The 21679-nt window shown below is 52.9% G+C and carries 17 protein-coding genes; 10 read left to right on the top strand and 7 right to left on the bottom strand.

Going from position 1 to position 21679, the window contains the following annotated elements; genetic code table 11:
• The first annotated feature begins 11 nt into the window (after positions 1–11).
• From ACRBCU_RS00535 to ACRBCU_RS00515, 5 genes are all read left to right on the top strand, one after another.
• A complete protein-coding gene (locus ACRBCU_RS00535; protein WP_431363406.1) occupies positions 12–1454 on the top strand; it encodes a hypothetical protein in 1443 nt (480 codons plus the stop codon).
• A gap of 394 nt (positions 1455–1848) precedes the next feature.
• Positions 1849–3534: a 30S ribosomal protein S1 gene (rpsA, locus tag ACRBCU_RS00530; protein WP_431363405.1), complete on the top strand. Its 1686-nt coding sequence runs from the start codon at positions 1849–1851 to the stop codon at positions 3532–3534.
• A gap of 191 nt (positions 3535–3725) precedes the next feature.
• Complete coding sequence (locus tag ACRBCU_RS00525; RefSeq protein WP_431363404.1) at positions 3726–4283, top strand: hypothetical protein; 558 nt, start codon at positions 3726–3728, stop codon at positions 4281–4283.
• Between the two features lie 715 nt (positions 4284–4998).
• Positions 4999–8115, top strand: coding sequence for a hypothetical protein (locus ACRBCU_RS00520; protein WP_431363403.1), 3117 nt, complete (start codon positions 4999–5001; stop codon positions 8113–8115).
• Positions 8115–10292, top strand: a complete 2178-nt coding sequence (locus tag ACRBCU_RS00515) for a hypothetical protein (RefSeq protein ID WP_431363402.1) — start codon at positions 8115–8117, stop codon at positions 10290–10292. The genes ACRBCU_RS00520 and ACRBCU_RS00515 overlap by 1 nt, the downstream gene beginning before the upstream one ends.
• A 995-nt stretch (positions 10293–11287) precedes the next feature.
• Here the strand turns inward: ACRBCU_RS00515 and ACRBCU_RS00510 are convergent.
• Complete coding sequence (locus ACRBCU_RS00510; RefSeq protein WP_431363401.1) at positions 11288–12202, bottom strand: SDH family Clp fold serine proteinase; 915 nt, start codon at positions 12200–12202, stop codon at positions 11288–11290.
• A gap of 300 nt (positions 12203–12502) precedes the next feature.
• On the opposite strand from ACRBCU_RS00510, the gene ACRBCU_RS00505 reads away from it, so the two are divergent.
• Positions 12503–13405, top strand: coding sequence for an IS1 family transposase (locus ACRBCU_RS00505; RefSeq protein ID WP_431363400.1), 903 nt, complete (start codon positions 12503–12505; stop codon positions 13403–13405).
• Here the strand turns inward: ACRBCU_RS00505 and ACRBCU_RS00500 are convergent.
• On the bottom strand, positions 13381–14169 hold the full coding sequence (locus ACRBCU_RS00500) for a response regulator transcription factor (protein ID WP_431363399.1): 789 nt from the start codon (positions 14167–14169) through the stop codon (positions 13381–13383). The two genes, ACRBCU_RS00505 and ACRBCU_RS00500, sit on opposite strands and share 25 nt — an antisense overlap.
• 125 nt (positions 14170–14294) lie before the next feature.
• Between ACRBCU_RS00500 and ACRBCU_RS00495 the strand changes: the two genes are divergently transcribed.
• The 4 genes from ACRBCU_RS00495 to ACRBCU_RS00480 all read left to right on the top strand — a co-directional run bounded on the left by ACRBCU_RS00495 (position 14295) and on the right by ACRBCU_RS00480 (position 17679).
• Positions 14295–15188, top strand: coding sequence for a DMT family transporter (locus ACRBCU_RS00495; protein ID WP_431363398.1), 894 nt, complete (start codon positions 14295–14297; stop codon positions 15186–15188).
• A 191-nt stretch (positions 15189–15379) separates the two neighbouring features.
• Positions 15380–16042 carry a hypothetical protein gene (locus ACRBCU_RS00490; RefSeq protein ID WP_431363397.1) on the top strand — a complete coding sequence of 221 codons (663 nt, stop codon included), beginning with the start codon at positions 15380–15382 and terminating at the stop codon, positions 16040–16042.
• Complete coding sequence (locus ACRBCU_RS00485) at positions 16039–16656, top strand: LysE family translocator (protein WP_431363396.1); 618 nt, start codon at positions 16039–16041, stop codon at positions 16654–16656. The genes ACRBCU_RS00490 and ACRBCU_RS00485 overlap by 4 nt, the downstream gene beginning before the upstream one ends.
• A 444-nt stretch (positions 16657–17100) precedes the next feature.
• A complete protein-coding gene (locus ACRBCU_RS00480) occupies positions 17101–17679 on the top strand; it encodes a hypothetical protein (protein ID WP_431363395.1) in 579 nt (192 codons plus the stop codon).
• A 45-nt stretch (positions 17680–17724) separates the two neighbouring features.
• Here ACRBCU_RS00480 and ACRBCU_RS00475 read toward each other — a convergent pair whose 3' ends face one another.
• The 5 genes from ACRBCU_RS00475 to trmB all read right to left on the bottom strand — a co-directional run bounded on the left by ACRBCU_RS00475 (position 17725) and on the right by trmB (position 21678).
• Positions 17725–18237, bottom strand: a complete 513-nt coding sequence (locus ACRBCU_RS00475; RefSeq protein WP_431363394.1) for a hypothetical protein — start codon at positions 18235–18237, stop codon at positions 17725–17727.
• 74 nt (positions 18238–18311) lie between these two features.
• Complete coding sequence (locus ACRBCU_RS00470) at positions 18312–18920, bottom strand: (d)CMP kinase (RefSeq protein WP_431363393.1); 609 nt, start codon at positions 18918–18920, stop codon at positions 18312–18314.
• Positions 18920–19420, bottom strand: coding sequence for a hypothetical protein (locus ACRBCU_RS00465; protein WP_431363392.1), 501 nt, complete (start codon positions 19418–19420; stop codon positions 18920–18922). The genes ACRBCU_RS00470 and ACRBCU_RS00465 overlap by 1 nt, the downstream gene beginning before the upstream one ends.
• 5 nt (positions 19421–19425) lie before the next feature.
• Entirely contained in the window at positions 19426–20778 is a 1353-nt protein-coding gene (gene aroA, locus ACRBCU_RS00460) for a 3-phosphoshikimate 1-carboxyvinyltransferase (protein WP_431363391.1), read from the bottom strand.
• Between the two features lie 174 nt (positions 20779–20952).
• The gene (trmB, locus tag ACRBCU_RS00455; protein WP_431363390.1) at positions 20953–21678 is read right to left on the bottom strand and encodes a tRNA (guanosine(46)-N7)-methyltransferase TrmB; all 726 of its coding nucleotides are present in this window, start codon (positions 21676–21678) and stop codon (positions 20953–20955) included.
• Position 21679 lies beyond the last annotated feature (1 nt).

Here is a 21679-nt window from a genome sequence, read left to right as displayed (position 1 = left end):
GGCTAAGCTATATGAGTGAAAAAATATACGTTCTCTTGAGAAAGAACGACGGCTTACATACAGGCCATGGGATTACTAGCGAAAAGCCTTCGACAGAGACAGTCAGTAGCTTTTTTGAGCAAGGTACAACTGAAGATAATGAGGTGTCTCGAAAGTCAGCCTCAGATAAAGAAAATGGGAAAATCATCAATTTCCGTTCTGTTGATAAAGCTTTCAACCAATCCATTGCTATGTATCGTGATGCGGTGGTTTCGACAGTTAAAATTTCTCCAATGGTGTCAGCTAGTGTAATTGCCCAGCAATTGGGGAGCTATGCAAGCGAGCAGGGAAATAAACTCGATGAGTTATGTGACGGCGACATCGAAGTGTACGAATTTAATAACGATTCAATTCACACAATTCTAAAGAAAAATGATGAAGCGATAGCTGCTGTCAATGGTGCAAAGTACTTGCCCCAGATAGCGGTCATTGGGCTAATTAGCGCTTATGATGCTTTTCTAGCGGATCTTCTTCGTGCTATATTCACAGTGAGGCCCGAGTTAATTTTGACGTCTGATCGTGAAGTGAAATTCTCTGATCTAACGAAGTATTCTAGCATTGAAGAGGTTAAGGAAAGTATCATCTCAGAGGAAATTGAGGGAGTTTTGCGTAAAAGTCATCACGAGCAAATAGTTTGGATGGAGAATAAGTTCTCAATGACGCTGCGCAGCGACCTTGAGGTTTGGCCTGAATTTGTTGAACTTTGCGAAAGAAGGAATCTTTTGACCCATACAGGCGGTATTGTTTCTAGTCAGTATTTGAACAATTGCAAGAACCATAAGTGCAAGCTCAAAGTAGGAGTCGGTGATCGTCTGGTCGTGGATTCGAATTATTTGACAACGGCAATAGAAATTATTGATGAAATTGGCACCAAGTTAGTTCACACTTTGTGGCGAAAATTTGTCGGATCAGAACGAGATCGAGCGGATAGTCGCCTCAATGATAAAGGTATGAATTTAATACGTATTAAGAAGTACAAAACTGCTGAGAGAGTTTTGCACTTCGCAGTTGGTCAAAAGAAACACTCTTCTGATCTTATTCGGCGAATGATGTGTGTTAACTTGGCAAATTCCATTAAGCTATCTGAGAGGAAATCGGATGCTTCGGCGGTGCTGAAGAATGATGATTGGAGCGCAACATCACCACAGTTTAGGATTTGTGTCGCGGCCATCAACGATGAACATGATGAAGTCTGCAAATTGATGGATTTGGGTCAAGAAACTATCGAAATAACTGCATCTGATTTCAGAGATTGGCCAGTTTTTCGTTCTATCCGAGATGTCGATCAGATTGTAAGAAAATTTGAAGAAATCTATGGAGAACCGCTAGTTAAAGCACCTAGGCTAAAAATAAATGATGCTGGTGACAGTGACGAGAACGAACTGAGTGAAAGCAAATCTGGTACAATTCATTAGAATTTCGACGTAGGTCGAATAATACCTTGAGGTGCGGGCAGTCATAGGTCTCTTAGTTGGGTTCGAGATTTCGTTGAGGTAAGCGCTCAGCTCAGATTGCGCTAGGACTTGGTGGGGATAAAGTTCAATTGAACAACAGTTGCGACGCAACCCCAGCGGTCTGGCGATTGCCCTGTGATGGATCACGTGCCCCCAACCCTCTCCCCCTTGCCACACGCCCGATTCCCCTCTATACGCGCGAGCGTTGAGATGGTGGGAAACACCGCAAACGTTGATGAGATGAGCAGGGTCGGAACCTCCGGCCCTCTTCTTTGTTTGCACATACCGGATCAACCAAAGCAACCCAAAGACCGGCGGAGACAACCGCGCGGCCAGTATAAACACGCTAAAGGATATGAAACGCCACATGGCTAATCTAATGGACGAGTTTGAAGCACTCTTGAACGAAAGCTTCGAAATGGACACACCCGACGAGGGGACAGTTGTCAAAGGCAAGGTCATCGCAATCGAAGCGGGCCAAGCTATCATCGACGTAGGCTACAAGATGGAAGGCCGCGTTGATCTTAAAGAATTCGCAAATCCCGGTGAAGCTCCTGAAATCGCAGTTGGCGACGAAGTTGAAGTGTTCCTGCGCTCCGCAGAGAACTCCCGCGGCGAAGCGGTTATCTCCCGCGAGATGGCGCGCCGTGAGGAAGCATGGGATCGCCTCGAGAAGGCATACGCAGACGAAGAGCGCGTTGAAGGCGCAATCTTTGGCCGCGTTAAAGGTGGCTTTACTGTTGATCTCGGCGGCGCGGTTGCGTTCTTGCCAGGCTCTCAGGTTGACGTGCGCCCTGTGCGCGACGCGGGCCCATTGATGGGTCTCAAGCAGCCGTTCCAAATCCTCAAGATGGACCGTCGTCGTGGCAACATTGTTGTGTCCCGCCGCGCTATCCTTGAAGAGTCCCGCGCAGAGCAGCGTGCAGAAGTCATCGGCAACCTTACAGAAGGTCAAGCGGTTGACGGCGTTGTCAAAAACATCACCGAGTACGGCGCATTTGTCGATCTTGGCGGCGTAGACGGCCTGCTTCACGTGACAGACATGGCATGGCGCCGTGTGAACCACCCATCCGAGATTCTGACAATCGGCGAGACGGTCAAGGTTCAGGTCATCAAGATCAACAAAGACACGCACCGCATCTCCTTGGGCATGAAGCAGTTGCAGGAAGATCCATGGGATCTGGTTGCTGGCAAGTACCCACTTGAGTCCACACACACAGGCCGCGTGACAAACATCACCGATTACGGTGCATTTGTTGAGCTTGAGCCAGGTGTTGAAGGTCTGGTTCACGTGTCCGAAATGTCTTGGACAAAGAAGAACGTACACCCGGGCAAAATCGTGTCTACGTCTCAGGAAGTCGAAGTCATGGTTCTGGAAATCGACGGCACGAAGCGCCGCGTTTCCCTTGGTCTCAAGCAGACACAGCGCAACCCATGGGAAGTCTTTGCAGAGCAGTTCCCAGAGGGCACTGAGGTCGAAGGCGAAGTCAAGAACATCACCGAGTTCGGTTTGTTCATTGGCCTCGAAGGCGACATCGACGGCATGGTTCACCTCTCCGACCTTTCATGGGACGAGCGCGGCGAAGATGCGATCCAGAACTACCACAAGAACGACATCGTTCAGGCGGTTGTTTCTGAAGTCGACGTTGAAAAAGAGCGTATCTCCCTCTCCGTTAAAGCGCTTGGCGGCGACAAGTTCGCTGAAGCGGTTGGCGGCGTGAAGCGCGGCTCTATCGTGACTGTCACTGTGACAGCCATCGAAGAGGGCGGCGTTGAGGTTGAGTATGAAGGCATGAAGTCCTTCATCCGCCGTTCTGACCTGTCCCGCGATCGTGCCGAGCAGCGCCCAGAGCGTTTCTCCGTTGGCGATAAGGTTGATGTGCGCATCACCAACATCGACAGCAAGACACGCCGTTTGGGCGTCTCCGTGAAAGCGCGCGAGATTGCTGAAGAGAAGGAAGCAGTTGAGCAGTACGGTTCTTCCGACTCTGGCGCGTCCTTGGGCGATATCCTCGGCGCAGCGCTGAAGTCCGACGACTAAGCTTTGCCGCTATAGAGATGAAGAGGCCCCGCAGGAGCGACCCTGCGGGGCCTTTTTGTTGAGTTGATGGGGAAACTTTGCAGGGAAGAGAATGGCCGCTGTGAGCCCATACCTACCGTCGGTGACATCTGGTTCTATTCGAAGTTTTTCGTTATTGTACCATTTCAACATCATTCTTGAGGTCAAAAAGCATGAGACGGTTTCTAGGCTTGGCACTGAAAATAGCAGGCCTCTATCTGTTGCTCTTAATCGCATATTTTGTCTTCGTTCTAGCATCCATGAAGAACGAAAAACTGGCGCTGTATGAACGGAAGATTAACCCCTCTACTTTCGTATTTTGGCAAGGTGGGGAGCTATATTCAACCCCCCCTCTGTTCTCCAATGTGATGACAGATGCCAAAGGCCAGCTCACGTCGCGTGAACTGGATGGACTAAGAGATGTTGATATTTGGGTGCTCCTTCTTGACGGGTTCAAAGACATTAAGAGTGTGGAGTTTGCATCTCAGTTAGGGATTGATGTCGAGAAAGTCGCAAATTCTAAATCTGGACATTCTTCGCGGTTGGAGGGAGTAAGTTTAGGCTTACGGTTTCATCCAATTCCAGTCTTTGTTAACCGAAAGTCTGTGCTCATATTTGATGCAAAATATCTTTTTGAGAATTACAAAAACGAGTGCCTAGATGAGATGGTTTATGGCTCGATGATAGGCCAACGTGATCAAGAACTTTGGGATCGTTGTAAGAAAACCTGAAAGGCAACAAAGTCCCGCATAGCGGACTTTGAGGGAGACTAGGATTGCATCTTCAATCCTCTGAAAGAAGGAAGCAATCGAGCAGTACGGTTCTTCCGACAGCGGCGCGTCCTTGGGCGATATCCTCGGCGCGGCGTTGAAGTCCGACGACTAAGCTTTGCCGCTATAAAGATGAAGAGGCCCCGCGGGAGCGATCCTGCGGGGCTTTTTTTGTGGCGCGAGAGGTTAGGTTTGAGATCTTTGCGTTGCAGAGAATGGCCGCTAAGAGCCCTGACTGTGAGTTCCATTTTCGTGCTGCGTGCGCTCGCAGCACGAAAATTTCTGCTGCCGGCCAGATTCCCATGCTGCATGGCTGCGGGCTGACCCGCCATTCGTCCTTTGAGCGTCAAAGACCGCGCTAAGCTTCAGAGCGGATCTGATTGATCGGCCTATTCGCTGGAAAATGCTCATAATTGGTATTCACTCACTGATCTCGTTTCCGTCTTGGAAGAGGATATCGGTCTGAACTTCTGGAAATGTCGCACAAGTGTTTCGAGGCCAAAGAGTTTAGCGTCTAAGTAGTTTACTGGAATTTGACGTGCGATAGGACCCCGCTGGCAAGGCCCATTTCTTATTGCTAGATCAAAACAGAGCAGTCGCTGATCGTTGACAGAGGACACGAAGTCGTTGCAAATTTCAAATTTAACTTTGTTGATTTAATTGGGGAGGAAGTTTCTTGGCTACTATTGCCAGATTTCTGTCAGCGCGCAGCGCAGACCTCGGTCTTGCGGTGGGACAGGAGGACCGTGGGTGGTCTCTTCTTCCGGAAGTGGAAAACGCAGCGAGCTTGACCGGCAGTGTTGTCGGATTAGTGTTCACACCCGTTCAAGTGGAACGGCTGTTCCCTAAACACCTAGGGCTGAAGTCCGGGGATGACGGGTTGGAACACCATTTCGATGGGGTGTTCAAGAAGCTGCAAGTTGCAGTTCGGGCCAAAGCGCTTAGCGACGTCGACAAACACGCCGAGGAGTTCATCGCCCGCATTCCCGAGATGATGCCCCAGATCGATGAAGATCTAGCGTCAACGGCCTTCGATTTCTACAAGTATCTGGCCAAGGATGTCTCATCCCGCCAGCGAGAAGCCTTCGTCGCCCAGTTCTGCGACGACCAAATTCGCGCCCATTTCAAGACCGCACGGCAACGGGTGGACGTGCTCAAGGGACAGGCGCTTGCCTTGGCAGCGCAGGGTATGCTTTGGGGGTATCACGATGACCCGATCGCGCAAATCCGGGCCGAGATCGCATTTGCCAGAGACGCGATCCAGCAGCTTGGCACGGGGAGCGAGAAGATGGACCTAGCCGACACACGGCTGCCACCGCGTGTCGAAGCCATGCCGGTCTTTCTGCCCGATTTCATATTTCAAATTGATCGCTGTGCCTGGCCGAACCAGGGCGAGACGGATCCCACGGAAACCGGTGGCGTGCCGCATTCTGGCTCGGGTGGCGCACACGCGGCTGTAGCAATACCGGACGCGGCGGCGAGCACGACTTCGAAATCGACCCCAAGGCGCGGTGACAAACCGTTTACTGACGACCTGCCGTCAACTGACCTAGACGACTACTTTGAGCTTCCCGGCGATGGCGTCGACCCAACATGCGGCTGCGATTGCGAAGAGCCGGAATGCGCACCAACGGAAGAGTGCTGCGGCGATATCAATTACTACATCGCCGATCTGCTTGAGTTGCGCGAGGAAACCGTCGAGTACGTGCCTGACGGGCTGGCGTACATAGAAAATGTTGCGCCCGGAGAGACTCGTGTGCGCGAGCATATGTTCGGCAAGACGATCGACGTCTACTCCGAAGACGAAACCACGACGCGGCGATTGGAAGAACGCGACCAGATTGTCACCGACCGTTCGCAATTGCGGAAGGAAATGAAGAAGCAGATGTCGGCGCGCCTGGATGTCGAGGCGACGATCACCGGCAAGGTCTATACGGTCAACACCAATGCCTCGGTGTCGCGCGACGTGGCCCACCGCGAAGCCCGCGAGAAGTTCCGCGAGATGGTGACGCAGGCAAAGGAAAGCATCGAAACCGAAACAAGATCGCTGCGCACCCGGCGGGTCACGACCGAAACCAAGGAAACTAACACCCACACACTGCAAGGCGGCAACGATGGTGTGGTTGCCAAATTCTTCCACGTGGCCGAGCGTAAGCGTGGGCAGGTGTTCTCGCACGGGCTGCACCTGATGCTGGATATCCTGATCCCTAGCCCGGCGCAGCGCTATGTAGAATTGCAGCGCCGAAAAGCCGAGAAGAGCTTCAAACTGGAAAAACCACGGCGGCCGTCGGTAGCCCCGGACGATCTGAAGCCTGGTTGGCATGACGCCTATGTGAAAGTCTATGAATTGGTTGATGCACCACGCCCGCCGGATCAGCCAACAGAAAATAAGTCTACGATCAAGGAAGGAAATCTGGGGAATACGCTCAGTATCGCCGTGCCAGATGGCTACGAAGCAACAACAATGACGATGTTGTCAAGCAAGGCGCTGAGAACGAGATTGAACGAGATACTGGGGAATGAAGGATCGATTTCGTTTCAGTTTGGTGGTGGCATTGTAACTGGATGGGTTGGATCAGGTACTACGAATATTCAAACGTCTTCGGTTAGCGCTACCGGTACAACCGACGCATTTATCAGCGGGTACAGGGTGATGGAGGAAGCGAGCATCAAGGTGAAAATCACCTTCTCCCCGATTCCGGTCGACATCCGGCCGTGGCAAACCGAACTACACACGCTGATCATGGAGGGCTACCAACAAAAACTCCAGACCTATGAAGACGCGCTGGCCGAGCACAACATGCGCTTCAAGGAAGCGGAAAAGCAAATGCACCCGTTCACCGCCGAAGAGCATATGCGCACCCAAGTCAAGCAATCCGCGATCTGGATGCTGTGCGACAAGTTCGGCGATGAAGGCGCGTTCAACCTGCGCGCCGAAGACGGCTGTGGCTATCCCGAGATCAACCGGCGCACCGCGACCGATGTCACCAAGCGCTGGCATTTCTTCGACCGGGTCTGTGACTGGGGGCAGATGGAGATCATGTTCTATGACTACTATCGCAACCCGGTGTGCAAATGGGTCGATACCTTTGATCCCGACGAGCCCAATTTCCTGTTCAAGACCTTCCTGCGGGCCGGCTATTGCCGGGTTCAGATTCCGGTGACCATCGCAATGGAATATGACATGCTCACCTATCTGAAGACCGGCAAGACCTGGGGCGGCAATGGTGAGCCACCACAGGACGCCACGGATCTGCGCTATGGCGCCGTTGTACGGGAGCTGAAGCATTCCTACGGTTGTTATCAGAACGACCGGCACGGCGTGATCACCGCACAGACCACCACCGACGCGGGGGGCAACCTGATCACCGCCAACCGTGTCACCCTAGCCAGCGAGGGAACTGATGACGCCCTATGGCCCTATCACGAGAATGGAGCCCTGATCCCTGATGCAGATCGCGATCTTGACCTTGGCCGCGAGATTTTCATCAATGGCGTTGCCTATCGTCTGGTTGCAATTGACACGCCGACCGGATCGCCAGCCACCGGCTACGAATGGACCCTGACACTGGACCGCCCGCTGGAAAGTCCGCCGCACGTGACCGAAGGCGACACGAGCAGCGACCTGCGCCAGTACAGGCACGCGATTGGCGCCAAGTTCATCGGTGATGCGTTCTACTTCACCATTCCGGTGGACGCGGTCTGGATGGGCGACATGTTCCAGCTCGATGCCAGTAGCGGCATCAGGGTCGCGAACATGTGCCTGCCGAAATACCCGATCGAGTGCGTGTGATGCTGAACGAGTTTCGGGATTGGGGGCCTTATGAGGTTTTCAAATCCGCCCACGAGAAAGCGAAAAGGCGGCTTAGCGAACAGCCCAAGCGCCCAGTGAAAGTTGACCCTGCCTGGCCCACCAAACCGGACCTTTTCCCGCCACCCGACACACCGACCATCGGCTGGGTCAGGAATGATTACATCAATGCTTATGCAACGTGGGAGGCTGGCACCGACGATGCGCGCATTCTGACCGTGTTGCCACGCGCGACCAAGCTCAAGGTCGTTGGGTTTCACAAGTCAAGTGGGTGGGCCAGGGTTCACCTTCTGGCCGATGACGACGATCCAGCGCCCGGGTCTTTCTTCGTCAGATACACTGACGTCTATTGGTACGCCAAAGGCGAAGCTGGCTATACCATGGGCGCGGATGATGAAAACGCCATCCTTTACACGGTGAAAGAGGACCAGACGTTGCTGGGCATCATGAAAGAACACCACTGGGGTGATCTGATGATGGACGACAACATGTTTCTGGCGAAGGATGACAGGGAGTACAGAGCGCCCCGCCTGGCAACGCTGATCATGCGAACCAACAGCAACACAGGGGCATTCAGGGAATCTGACGACCCCGAAACCTTGCAGGCCAAGACAACGCTGAAGCTATACAGCACCATCTATTTGCGGAGTCACTCTGATCTGTTCCTGCACATAGTCAAGCCGGTAGAATTCAGTGATGACTGGAAGGATCTTCTGAACCAGTACGTCGACGTTGTGGCACTCTCAGTTCAGAACTTTTCTGGATTGCGCGAGGCCCTTGCTGGCGTCGGGATCCTGGCCGGCCTGCTGCATGGCGCTTTTGCGATGCTCCGGGGTACGATAACAGGCATTGCCGATGATTTCAAAACAACGGCCGAAGTGATCTACGGCGTCTTTTCGGCCTTGTTAAGCCAATCACTCGACGAGTTGAAAAGCTTCCTGGAGAAGCTGGAGTCGCTGTTGTCGTTGGAAGCGATTGCCGGTCTGATGAAAGAGGTTTGGGAGGCGATCAAGGGGTTCGCTGATCTGTTGTGGCACGATTTTGTGACCGCATTCACGCACCCCAACCTGGGGCAGGACGCCTTTGCCGTTGGTGTGGCCATCGGGTATGCAATAGCGCTTTTGGTCACGACATTCGCCACGGGCGGGCAGGCGCTTGTCATTCGTATTTTGGGGCGTGTCGGGGCCAAGGTGCTGCGATTGATTTTCGACCTGGTAGAGGCAATAGCAGCCGCAGCCAACGCACTTTCCTTGGCAAGCGATGTGGAGATGAAGGCGAGGGACTTCCTGAAATCGTTGGAGACCAAGGGCCGTGAATTCCTGGAAGATATCCAGGATTCCGGACTTTTGACGGAGCGGCACCTATCGCCAATACCTCTGGTGAGTGGCAGCGCGAAAACGGTCGCGGCAAAAGTGGGTGTAAGAAAATACGGAGAAGCCGAGGGCCTAAAAACTGACGGTGTTCTCAAACGCAAGGGTCGCGAAGCGCCGGTTCACAAGGTCCTTCGCGCAACCCTCGATAAGGATGAACACCTTCGCGGCTACTACACCGTGAAAATCGACAAGAACGAAGGCTTCTACGTACTGGAGCGCCCGAAGAAATCACCAATTGATCTTGACGCGTTCGAGAAGATGGATCTGGAAGAGCAGCTCAAGCACGCCAAACTGGTGTCTGTCAGTGCGTCGTTGGTCGACATATTCCGGGGCAGCAAGCGTATTGACGGCTCAAAACGCAAAGAGTTCCGAGAAGAAAACGATATGAAGCGTGGTTATGACGCCGGGCACCCGATCGCCTACAAGTACTTGCCTGACAAATCGCTGGTGAACACCCTGTTCAAGCAACTAGCCGAACAGAATCGAAACCTTGGAAGACGCGGTGCAACCGATACCTGGAAGTGGATTGAAGACAACGTCCTCGATTCCAAACTCAATAAAATCAAGGCTCTTGGCGACCGCCGTCGCAGTGTTGGGTACAAACTCGTGCCGGTCCGCAATTCTGACGGATTGGTCGAAAGCTTGAAGTTCACTCTCTGGGAAGTAGCTGAAAACAGCGAGTTCCGCAAGGTCGTTGAATGCGACATTCCTAATACGCCGGGAAAAGGAGTCAGCAAGAAAGCTCTGGATGACATGGAGGCCTGGGCGAATCTGCCCGTACGCTGAGTATTCTTTGACCGCTCGCTCCATAGTCGGCGAACACAACGGACTTCGTGGCCAGGTTTTGAGCCCCCAAACCCCAATTGAATGGTTATATCTGCGGTTCAAGGAGTATTCCGTTTGTCTTGGCTCTTTCCAATCTCGCTCGCACAGCACACGGCGAATGCATAGACGGATGTCCGCGAAGAAAGTATGTGGGAATGGCTAATTGGGTGAAACGCACTGGACCGCAGTAATTGCGATGTTTCTGCACAAGCGAAAGCGGCGAGAGTAATAGGCGGGTTTGTCCCGCGCCTTGCTGGCCTGATCCGGCTTGTGGCGAAAGGGCACTTGGATTTCAGTGTTCAATCCAGTTTTCAATGACCGCTCTAGCGAAATAGACCGCAGCGCAGTGATGATCGTGATGCAAGAGAGAATGTATGCTGCGTCAGCAGTAGCCGCATGTGCACAGGTCCGGTAAGTCCGCATAGCGGACTTTGACGGAGACTAGGATTGCGTCTTCAATCCTCCGAAAGAAGGAAGCAATCGACCTTGGCTTGTGGCTACACCTAAGACCAGCATGATACCTGCTCCTAGTGATATGACCCCCATGAATTGAAACGACCAAGCGAGCATCAGCGGGGCGGGAATTCGGCCTTTAGGTACCCGATAGATTTTGGCGATAGACCCGCAGGTGTCATGCCGGTCAGCGCCTTGAAAGTGCGGGTCAAATGGCTTTGGCAAGAAAAACCGGTAGTGGGCCAGTTTGAAATGTAACAGATCGTGACAAGTAATTGCACCGCGTACTTGGAATGCTTACATTACTCATATGACAGACAAACCCAAAAGACCCCGTGATGCCAATCAGCTTGCCCATATGATTGTGGGGATAGCTGCTGGTGAGGATGTAGAACACAAGCCCGATGTGTCGGGACAAATTTCGGGAGGAAGGAAAGGCGGGAAGGCAAGGTCTGAGAAACTTTCACCAGAAGAAAAACACCGCATCGCCGCTGATGCTGCCGCTAAGAGGTGGTCGAAACGTCTTTGACGTGAGATATACCAGAATCATTTTCGATGATTTTTACAATTGGCGTATTCATTAAAGATATCATATATGAATGGTGTACGCATAAGATGGCGTTCTGCATGTCTTGGTCAGACTCAAAGTTCACAATCTTCAAGCCCGCTGCTTCGCATTCCTCGCGGTGCAAATGCCGCCCGTGGTTCATGTTAATGTTAGCATCGGTCAGAAATTCGACAATAGCGTCGGCTTTTGCCTCTTTATCTGGATCGTCTTTGAACATTGAAGTGATTAGGGCATTTTTCCCGATTTCTTTTGACCAATCTATTGCGTGCTTGCATGTAGATAGAAAAGTAGGCGGAATTTGCTCAAGGATCGGACGCCATACGTCAATCTTGTGCGGATCTTCTTTGATTTGCTGCAAGGCTTCGTCAAACTCAGTAAGCACCAACTGCGCTGGCTGAGGGCCAAATTGAGGGTCTATTGGGCCAAGATTACTATGGGAACCCATCCAGATTTCTTTGCCCGCAAGAGCAATCATCGTTCCGCCTGACATACTAAGCTGCGGCACGAAAACCCTTACATCATCACCAAATTTTGCTCTTATGTAGTGAATTATCGACTCGGTGGCGGCGACTGCTCCGCCTGGGGAATGAATAAATAGGTCAAGACCTTTGGAGAAATCCATTTGGTAGAAGCAGGCCATAAATCCGCCCTTGTCCTCGTCATTAATCGAAACAATATTGTTATACTGATACCCAGTCTTTTGTAGCCACCCGCTGTAATAGGCCACAACATTTCGACCAGTTCTTTCGGAAAATTCTTTAAGATACCTGTGGCGCACTGAATCGTGAGGGTTTTTCGCATCTCTAGCGGTTTGCTCAACTTCGTTATAGATCTTATTCCAATTGGACATCTACTTTTATCCGCCTATCGAAGCGGCACGTACCTTGGTAGGCACATATTCGTTAGCCCGCTCGAAAATTGACCTAGGGCTTGTGGGGCGGTACTTATTTCCCACGATTTGATTGAGGATAGCATCCCGATCAACACTATCTGTTGTGTCATTGTTCACGTTTTCTACCATCTGTGCTTGGCTACCTGACATATATTCTCTCCCGGAATTTCCTATAACCTGACACAGTTTTTAGGCTTGGTAAATCAATATTCCGTTAAATTGCTTGACTAAAGGTCAGTCTGAAAATAAATTTAGATCATGAGGAAGCTTGACACCAAATCCCGGGTCATGATCATCCGCCTACTGGTGGAGGGTAATTCCATTCGAGCCACCTCGCGCGTTGCTGACGTGTCCAAAAACACAGTCACAAAGTTGCTTGAAGATGCTGGCAAGGCGTGTGCCGTCTACCACGATGAACACGTAAAGGGTGTTGAGGCCAAGCACGTTCAAGCTGACGAAATTTGGTCTTTTTGCTATGCCAAAGCAAAGAATGTAGAAGGCGCAAAAGCTGCCCCTGCTGATGCTGGCGATATCTGGACATGGACAGCGATGGACCGCGACAGCAAGTTGATGATCTCCTACACAATCGGGGATCGTTCCGGCGCAACCGCACGTGAGTTCATGTTTGATCTGGCGTCACGGGTTGCAACTCGCATCCAGCTTACAACAGACGGTCACGGCGCTTACCTCAAGGCTGTCACAGACGCTTTCTCTGGCGATGTAGACTACGCTATGCTGATCAAGCACTACGGCGATGCGACAGGCAAGAAAGGCCACGAGTGCAAGTATTCACCAGCAGAATGCACAGGCGCGACGAAAGAAGCGATCTTTGGTAATCCGATCATGGAAGATGTTGGCACATCACATATTGAGCGTCAGAACCTCACAATGCGTATGGGTATGCGCCGCTTTACTCGCCTAACTAACGCTTTTTCTAAGAAGGCCGAAAATCACGCTTATGCGGTTGCGCTGCACTTCATGCATTACAACTTCGTTCGCACCCACAAGACGCTGCGCATGACGCCAGCCATGGCCGCTGGTCTTGTCGAAAGCCCTTGGGAGGTTGAGAATATTGTAGCATTGGTTGAGACGGCGGAGAACGTGGCACCAAAAAAGCGCGGTCCGTATAAGAAGCGTCAGAAAAAAGATATTTCAAACTGACCCACTACCGAAAAACCACAAGCCGTTGCAATCTCGGCAATTTTGCTTTCACTGCCTAGCCTCTCTTTGACGGCATCCACCTTTCGCATCGTAACCCAATTGTGCGGAGACGTACCGCGTGACGTCCGGAACATCCGGTGAAAATGATACTCGGAAAGACCCACCTCTGCTGCTAGGTCTGAGAGACGTATGGGTGCGCCAAGATTGTCGCCAATCCATTCGTCAATCGTTCTCAATTGATGGAATGTGAGCCCTCCCTGAAGCGTTTTGCGACGTTCCGGGAGGCGGTAGATCAACTCAGCGACGGCACTATCCGCCTGCAATGGATCATTCGATTTTGCGGCGAACACCAATTGAGTAAGCGGTTCTATCATCAAGGGGGCATCACTGTACGTGATCTCCGCAAGGTCAAAGTATCGGGCGTCTCGATCATGAATGTGGGAAAAGGCAGCGCGTAGCGGTTCATCTGGCAGAACGAGGTGCAAGAACTGGAACGGCGATGTGATCTCCCAATCGGACGTTTGCCCTTCAGGAAGCACGCATATTGCACCAGGCCGCCCCGTTATCCCCCCTGCATCAAGCCTGCGCGTTCCGGTTCCGCCCTTCAGATAAAGACTAAAGGTGTGACCTTTGGGTTTGTCATAGGAAATCCGGTCACTGTGGTTCTCCCATATGGTGACGGTTCGCCCCGTGCCCAAATTGAGTTGGGCGCGTTTGTGAGCGGTCGAAGACCACTCCAGATAATCTGAAACCGTTGATAGCATGGGTCTTCATAGCCGTTTCGCTCATTCGACAAAAGCCAGGCAAGACGACCGGCCTCCAAAAACCGCAAGATCGTGCAAGCCCGATGCTGCGCCTGCTGTTAATGCCTCCCCAGAAGGGAACAGTTTTGAACAACGCAGCATTATTCGTCGTCACCGTATTGATCTGGGGAACAAGCTGGATCGCAATCGCGCTGCAGATAGGTCCGGTGCCTGTCAGCGTATCGGTTCTTTATCGGATCGCACTCGCGGCTATTCTTCTGATACTGGCCCTTGCCGTCACAAAGCGTCTCGTCTTGCCTGCACAGTGGCGGTTCGTCGTTCTTCAGGCCATCTGCCTATTCAGCCTGAATTTCGTGGCGCTTTACAACGCCGCAGCATTGATTCCGTCAGGGCTGCTCTCCGTTGTTTTTTCATTGGCCTCAATATTCAACGCGCTGAATGCCCGTGTGTTTTTTGGTGAAAAAATCACACTCCGAGTGGTGTTGGCAGGCTTGCTGGGGGTGTCAGGACTTGCCCTTGTATTCTGGGACAGTTTGACCGTTTCGTTTGATCCTGACACTTTGCGCGGTGTTGGTTGGGCATTGCTTGGAACTATGATCTTTTCGTTGGGGAGCATGGCATCCCGGCGAAACAGCGCAACCGGCACAACGCCGATCATCGCGAACGCTTGGGGCATGGGTATCGGGGCAGCTATATTACTCATTCTGGCACTAGCGACACATCAGCCGCTCGTCGTTCCAACCGATCCAACCTACCTTGCTGCCCTGCTGTATCTGGCGGTCTTTGCATCTATAATAGGTTTCACGACCTACCTGATGCTCGTCTCACAGATCGGATCGGCTCAGGCTGGATATGCAACCGTGGTTTTCCCTGTCGTGGCGCTGGTAATCTCCACGTTCTTCGAAGAGTATCAGTGGTCGACCACTGCCGTGTTGGGGGTCGCTCTGGCCTTGTTGGGAAACGCTGTAATGTTCGCAAGGCTGGGTCGGAAACGGGCTGGCGGAAAGGAACCTTTTTAGCAACTCGACTCCATCCGTCTCTGGCACGTCTTTGGATGGTATCCTCTACTAAGCGCTTTAGAAATTGAAAACCACGGCAGGCGCGACCTTCGGGTCTCATTCGGATGTACGAGAGTTTTGGCTTGAGGTTTCGCGCTTAGTTTTTACATTGCAGCGAAGCTCAATTTCCAAGCAATTCCACGAGAAAAACAATGCGTATCGCCTTTCTACACACTGCAGATGTTCACGTTGCGACTTTCGATCAAATTTTCGACGGCCTAGATAGTTCTGTACAGCTGACCCATCATGTCGATGCGACCTTGCTTGAGAGTGCGCGGCAGCATGGGGTCGACGCAGTTCGTTCAGACGTCGAGACGTTGCTAACGGGCTTAAGCGCTGCTGATGCGGTACTTTGCACGTGCTCCACCTTGGGACCGCTCGCAGACGAAGCGGCACTATCGAACAAATCTATTGTCAGAATTGATCGCCCATTGATGGAGCAGGCCTGCGCAGATGGGAATAAAATCTTGGTTGCTCTTTGTTTGGATAGCACGCGCGAGGCGACGCTAGATCTGCTGGCTGATTGTGCGAAAGATGCAGGTCAGAACATAACCGCAATGCCACTGATTTGCCGCGAGGCTTGGGCGTTCTTTGAAGCTGGGGATATGGACGCCTATGCAGCGTCGATCGCTGAAACCATCAAATCAAAAATCTCGGAAGAACCGGATGTAGAGAGCATCGTTTTGGCGCAGGCGTCGATGCGTGTCGCAGAAGCCAAACTTACGGATTTGGGCATTCCTGTTCGTAGCTCGCCCGTTATTGCAGCTCAGCATTGCCTAAAAGTGGCTCGAGCGAACAAGGGCAACACAGCATGATAGAATGGGTTTTCTTTATTCCCGCATGTTTTGCGCTGAACTTGGCGTTTGGACCCAACAACCTCCTAGCGATGACGCATGGTGCAAAGGGGGGCGTCGTTTTCGCTCAAAAGGCGGCTCTCGGTAGGCTAATTGTTTTTGTTCCGATGATTGCAGTGAGCGCTCTGGGCCTTGGTGTTGTCCTCACAGCCTCAGCACTCATTTTCAGCATCGTTAAAACACTCGGCGCAGCTTATCTTGTATGGCTTGGCCTTAACCTGTGGCGCAGCGCTCGCACGACAGCGACTTCAAAGATCAACGCAACACCTGCACGCTTTGCGCGCGCCTTCAAAAGCGAGGCACTAGTGGCATTGAGCAACCCAAAAGCGATCCTTATTTTTGCAGCGTTCTTCCCACAGTTTGTAGTTCCTGAGAATTATTGGCAGAGCTATGCGATGCTAGGTGCTGCATTCTTGCTCATGGAGGCTGTTGCAATCTTTGTCTACGCTGTGTCAGGCCGCTTTGCCTCGAGCTTCGCCGCAGACAGGTTGCCTACGCTGCAGCGGGTGTCAGGTATTACAATGTGCATGTTCGGCATCTTGTTGTTGATCAGCCCTCAGCCATCGCGTCCCTAGAAAAAAACCAAGCTTTGACAGCAACTGGCCGCTGACTCGCTACTCAACAAACGGCTTTGATTCCAAATCTACGACGGGCACCTCGCAGCCCTCAAAAGCCGCGAGACTATAGTGAACACGTATCCGAGCCTCAAGGATCGCGAAGATACACCGAAGAAGAAGGAAACGCTCTCTGAGCACCGCCCTGTCGTCGAAAAAAATCTTGGCGGTGTGGCGCGATCGGGCAGCGCAAAGCGATCTCAATTGATAACCGGCTCAGACGTCGATTTTTCTGCCTTGGCCGAAAGGGTTCGGAACGCGCTCTTTCAGGATATCAGTTCGACGGAACACCCTGCGCAACGTCAAGACAAGTTCTGCGGCGTAAATGCTGCCGAAAACACCAAAATTTCTGCCAAATCACGCCGCATTCTTTGTCTAAGTCATCCTCAAAAGAGAAGGCAGGCCATGAGATTATTCCAACTTTCGACAAAATCAGCTGCGCTACTTTTGGCGATGACTGGTTCAACGTGGGCTGATCAGTTTCAGACCGTCACGCGCCCCGAAGTCGCAGCAAAGCATTGCAATACGGAGTGGAGCAGGTTTGAGGCGTTGAACCCAAATGCTTGGAGTAAATTTCCGCCATTTGAGATCGATCCAAATATCGAAGCCGCCACCACCGAAGCGCTCAATAAATATGAGATCGCTGTCATCGCATTGGCTGACTATTTCGGTTCATTTCTTGGTTTTGCGGACGCGGAAAATCAGAACCCAGCCTACTTCTCATCGACGCGCGCAAGATACGATCTGGCAATGTGTCTCTTTCCGACGAAGCCGGAACGCAATTTGGTTCTGGAATTGGCACGAACAAAATCCAGCGCGCCAGATGCAAAACTCCGCACTGACCTTTTTGGCTTGTTCGATCGATTTGAGTGCATGCAAGTGGCGAAGGCAAGCGAGGTTATCTTTGACCTTGATCCGACACGCCAGCCATTTTCGTTTGACTTCAAAACGATCACAAATGCCAATATGAAGAAGTGTAGCTAGGGACGAACGCAAATTTGTAGCGGCAATCCAAGTCCCATCAGGCGACTAAAGCGCCTCGCCCTTCTCAAGCAGTTCTTCAAGCAATTCTCGGTAGATTCCATTGCTGTCCCCACCCCCAAAGTGCTGCGCGCCGCCGGTGTAGGTCTGCCCATAAGATCGCGCGAGATTTACTGTTTGTATCAAGCCAGACAGTAATTGGCGCCGCTTTAACGGCGACAAGGGGTGAATAAAGACACCCCAAACACGGCCCTGCGCAATCGCGTATCGCGCATCCAAGGCCGTGTCAAAATTCGTTTGCATCATGCGCTGCAATTCTTCTGGCTCAATGCCCTCCGCGCTGCGGATCGGCACCATCGCGCGCATGCGATCTGCGCGCTCGTCCACAATGACCATGATCGGCACATCGTCGATGGTCAGCTCCGTCATCGCGCCGCGCGAAACAGCATCAGGGTCAATCGCTTGAAGGATCGCGCCCATTCGCACGCCAGTCATTTTTGGCTCGTCTTCGGCCCATAGGGGAAGCGCCAAGAACGCGAGACCAATCACCAATAACCGCATGAAATGCACCTCTTTGTCAGGGATGCATTATCATAGACAGGTCCACTTGCATTAGTCGAACCACGCTTGCGTGATTAGAGCGTGTGAGCTTGGATCGCAGCAATCGCTTTTGCAACCGCCTCGTCGATGCTTAGATCGGACGTGTCGATCAAAACAGCATCATCCGCAGGTTTCAAAGGTGCCTCGACGCGCTCCATATCACGCGCGTCTCTTGCTTGTACGTCGGCCAATACCTCGTCACGCGTGCTTGGATCACCCTTCGCAGAAAGCTCTAGATACCGCCGTTCCGCGCGCACTTCTGCAGAGGCCGTCACAAAGAGTTTCACCGCAGCATCCGGACAAATCACTGTGCCAATATCGCGGCCATCGAGCACAGCGCCCCCTGCCCGCGCACCGAACGCGCGTTGAAAGTCGACCAGCGCGGCGCGCACCTCTGCGATTACCGCAACGCGGCTTGCGGCTTGGGCAACATCAGGCGTGCGAAGTCCATCTACATCCAGATCCTCCGCAACCAATTCTTGTGCAGCTTCTATTGGCTCCGCGCCAAGCAAAGTTTTTGCCCCGACTGCCCGATACAAAAGTCCAGTATCCAGATGTGCAAAGCCAAAGTGCGCTGCGACCGCCTTTGACAACGTTCCTTTGCCCGCAGCAGCCGGTCCATCAATTGCTATTGTAAAACCCATCAATTCTTCCTTAATTTCTCAAACAAAGTGAAACCTATTAGCACTAGAAAGGCGATACCCAGAACGAGATACTTCAACTTTGTCGCGTCCTGCGCCGCCATCACCGCCGCCTCGAATCCAAGGTTCGAATCCAGCCTCTTCAAAAACGAATTCTCGGTAATATCTGCGATCAAATAGCCCAAAGGCAACAGGCTAAACACGCCGAGCGCAAGCATTGAACGCGCGCCGCTGATTTGACGGAACAACAGGATCAGCGACACCGCGAGCATCGGGGGAAAGAGCGTATCTAGCCACCTGTAGTATCCAAAAAACGCCGCCCGACCGGATACCCCAATCGCGTCCAGAAAGTCGCGCGCGTCAGCGGCTGAATACCCCAGCGCCCGTGTATCAAGCGCCCAATTTTGTTGGGTCGCGACGCCAAACACGAAAACCTGCACTGCATTCAAACACAGGAAAACAGCTATCGTCACCCAAAGCACTATCTTGGAGAAGGGTGCCACCTTGCTCACCTGTTATTGCGCACGATCTTCGCCCCAAGTTCAGCCATGAGCGGTTCAAAAATCGGGAAGGAGGTCGCAATCGGCCCCGCATCATCCACTCGCACAGGCTCTTTCGTGCTCATCCCAAGCACAAGGAATGACATGGCGATGCGGTGATCCAAATGGCTCGCGCAGAGCCCGCCGCCCGCGACATTGCCCATGCCTTGGCCTTTGACGATCCACCAATCGGGACCTTCGTCGACCTCAACCCCATTGGCGCGCAACCCTGTCGCCATGGCATCAATGCGATCGCTTTCCTTGACGCGCAATTCCTTAACGCCGCGCATCACTGTGTCACCCGTCGCATTGGCCGCAACAACGGACAACACAGGATATTCATCAATCATCGAAGCCGCGCGCGCTGGCGGCACCTCGATACCCTTCATGTCGGGCGAATAGCGTGCGCGCAGATCCGCCATCGGCTCGCCGCCTTCGATACGTTCGTTCTCATATGTCAGATCCGCGCCCATATCGCGCAAAGTCTCGAACAGACCCGCGCGCGTTGGGTTAAGACCAATGTTCGGCACCAAAACGTCTGAGCCTTCAGTGATCAACGCCGCACAGACAGGAAACGCTGCCGAGCTTGGGTCGCGCGGCACAGTAATCACCTGCGGCTTCAACTCCGGCTGACCCGTAAGCGTGATCACGCGCCCCTCGCTGGTCACCTCAACTGTCAACTCCGCGCCAAAACCCTGCAACATACGCTCCGTGTGATCGCGCGTCGCTTCCTTCTCGATCACCACCGTTTGACCCGGCGCATTCAATCCCGCGAGCAAGACAGCAGACTTCACCTGCGCAGAGGGAACAGGCGTTTCATAACGCACAGGCACTGGCTCTTTCGCGCCAACGATGGTCATTGGCAAACGCCCACCCTCGCGGCCAACCGCCTCAGCGCCAAACAAAGCCAGCGGATCGGTCACGCGCGCCATAGGACGCCCATTGAGACTCGCATCGCCCGTAAAGGTCGCCACAATCGGCGTCGTCGCCATCGCGCCCATGATCAAGCGCACGCCAGTGCCGGAATTGCCGCAATCAATCACGTTCTCAGGCTCGGCAAAGCCGCCAACGCCAACGCCGTGCACTGACCACTCGCCGCCGCCATGATCCGTGACCTCGGCCCCAAAAGCGCGCATCGCCTTGCCAGTATCAAGAACATCCTCACCCTCAAGCAGGCCGCTAATCCGCGTCTCGCCCACGGCCATTGCGCCCAAAATCAACGAACGATGCGAAATCGACTTATCCCCGGGAACATCCGCGCGCCCCGTCAAAGGACCGCATTTAGACGAGGACATAGGAACAGGAGTGCCGTGTGAAGACATGCGCAAATCTTTCTGCAAAATCGAGTTAATGCCCCTGATAGCGCAAGCACAAAACCGCGTCCATCATAAGGCCGCTTCATTTTCCAAGATAAACTCCGGGGGAGTCTTGGCCGCGCCAAGACGGGGGCTGGCCCCCTCTTTACGTAGGGTGCGTGATTTCACGCACCGCCCCCATCAGCGACGAATGAACGTCAAATAATGCGGTACACGCCCCTCGCGCAGGGCTTTCTGCTCATACCGTGTCGAAATCCAATCGCTCCACGGTGTTTTCCAATCCGCCGAGCTTTCAGCCGTCCACTCAAACCCCGCGCGCGGCACCTCTTCCAAAGTCTGGCGCACATAATCTTCGATATCCGTCGCAACACGCAATTCGGCGCCCGAATGCATGACCACAGCCAAAGCTTCCAAATGTTCAGGCGTTACAAAACGGCGACGATGATGGCGCTTTTTCGGCCAAGGGTCGGGGTAGTTCAAAAACACCTTCGACACGGACCCTGCGGGCAACACATCAAACAAGTGACGCGCGTCCCCTGGATGCACACGCAGATTGCTGACGTCAGCCTCGCGAATTTTGCCCAAAAGCATCGCAACGCCGTTCAAATAGGGCTCTGCGCCGATGATACCAACCTCGGGATAAAGCGCCGCCTGATGCACCAAATGCTCGCCGCCGCCAAAACCGATCTCTAGCCAAAGCGGTCGATCCCCGAACAGCCCTTCAATATCAAGGGTCTCGCGGGTCGGGTTTTCCTCCCAGCCTACTGCACCGGGTGACAAGGCCTCCAGATCTTCATCCAGATAGGCTTGCTGGCTGCTGCGCATGGTCTTGCCTTTAAAACGGCCGTAAAAGTTACGCCATGGCGCGCCGGAGGGGTGTTTTAAGTCGGGTTTTTCATCACTCATG

This window comes from Planktotalea sp., from assembly GCF_050633725.1.
GTDB lineage: Bacteria > Pseudomonadota > Alphaproteobacteria > Rhodobacterales > Rhodobacteraceae > Planktotalea.
This window is presented reverse-complemented; position numbering and strand designations above follow the sequence as displayed.

Bases quoted from the DNA above. Each gene is read 5' to 3' on its own strand.
- ACRBCU_RS00535 (WP_431363406.1), top strand. From the start codon at position 12: ATGAGTGAAAAAATATACGTTCTCTTGAGAAAGAACGACGGCTTACAT.
- rpsA (WP_431363405.1), top strand. From the start codon at position 1,849: ATGAAACGCCACATGGCTAATCTAATGGACGAGTTTGAAGCACTCTTG.
- ACRBCU_RS00525 (WP_431363404.1), top strand. From the start codon at position 3,726: ATGAGACGGTTTCTAGGCTTGGCACTGAAAATAGCAGGCCTCTATCTG.
- ACRBCU_RS00515 (WP_431363402.1), top strand. From the start codon at position 8,115: ATGCTGAACGAGTTTCGGGATTGGGGGCCTTATGAGGTTTTCAAATCC.
- ACRBCU_RS00510 (WP_431363401.1), bottom strand. From the start codon at position 12,202: ATGTCCAATTGGAATAAGATCTATAACGAAGTTGAGCAAACCGCTAGA.
- ACRBCU_RS00505 (WP_431363400.1), top strand. From the start codon at position 12,503: ATGAGGAAGCTTGACACCAAATCCCGGGTCATGATCATCCGCCTACTG.
- ACRBCU_RS00500 (WP_431363399.1), bottom strand. From the start codon at position 14,169: ATGCTATCAACGGTTTCAGATTATCTGGAGTGGTCTTCGACCGCTCAC.
- ACRBCU_RS00490 (WP_431363397.1), top strand. From the start codon at position 15,380: ATGCGTATCGCCTTTCTACACACTGCAGATGTTCACGTTGCGACTTTC.
- ACRBCU_RS00485 (WP_431363396.1), top strand. From the start codon at position 16,039: ATGATAGAATGGGTTTTCTTTATTCCCGCATGTTTTGCGCTGAACTTG.
- ACRBCU_RS00480 (WP_431363395.1), top strand. From the start codon at position 17,101: ATGAGATTATTCCAACTTTCGACAAAATCAGCTGCGCTACTTTTGGCG.
- ACRBCU_RS00475 (WP_431363394.1), bottom strand. From the start codon at position 18,237: ATGCGGTTATTGGTGATTGGTCTCGCGTTCTTGGCGCTTCCCCTATGG.
- ACRBCU_RS00470 (WP_431363393.1), bottom strand. From the start codon at position 18,920: ATGGGTTTTACAATAGCAATTGATGGACCGGCTGCTGCGGGCAAAGGA.
- aroA (WP_431363391.1), bottom strand. From the start codon at position 20,778: ATGTCTTCACACGGCACTCCTGTTCCTATGTCCTCGTCTAAATGCGGT.
- trmB (WP_431363390.1), bottom strand. From the start codon at position 21,678: ATGAGTGATGAAAAACCCGACTTAAAACACCCCTCCGGCGCGCCATGG.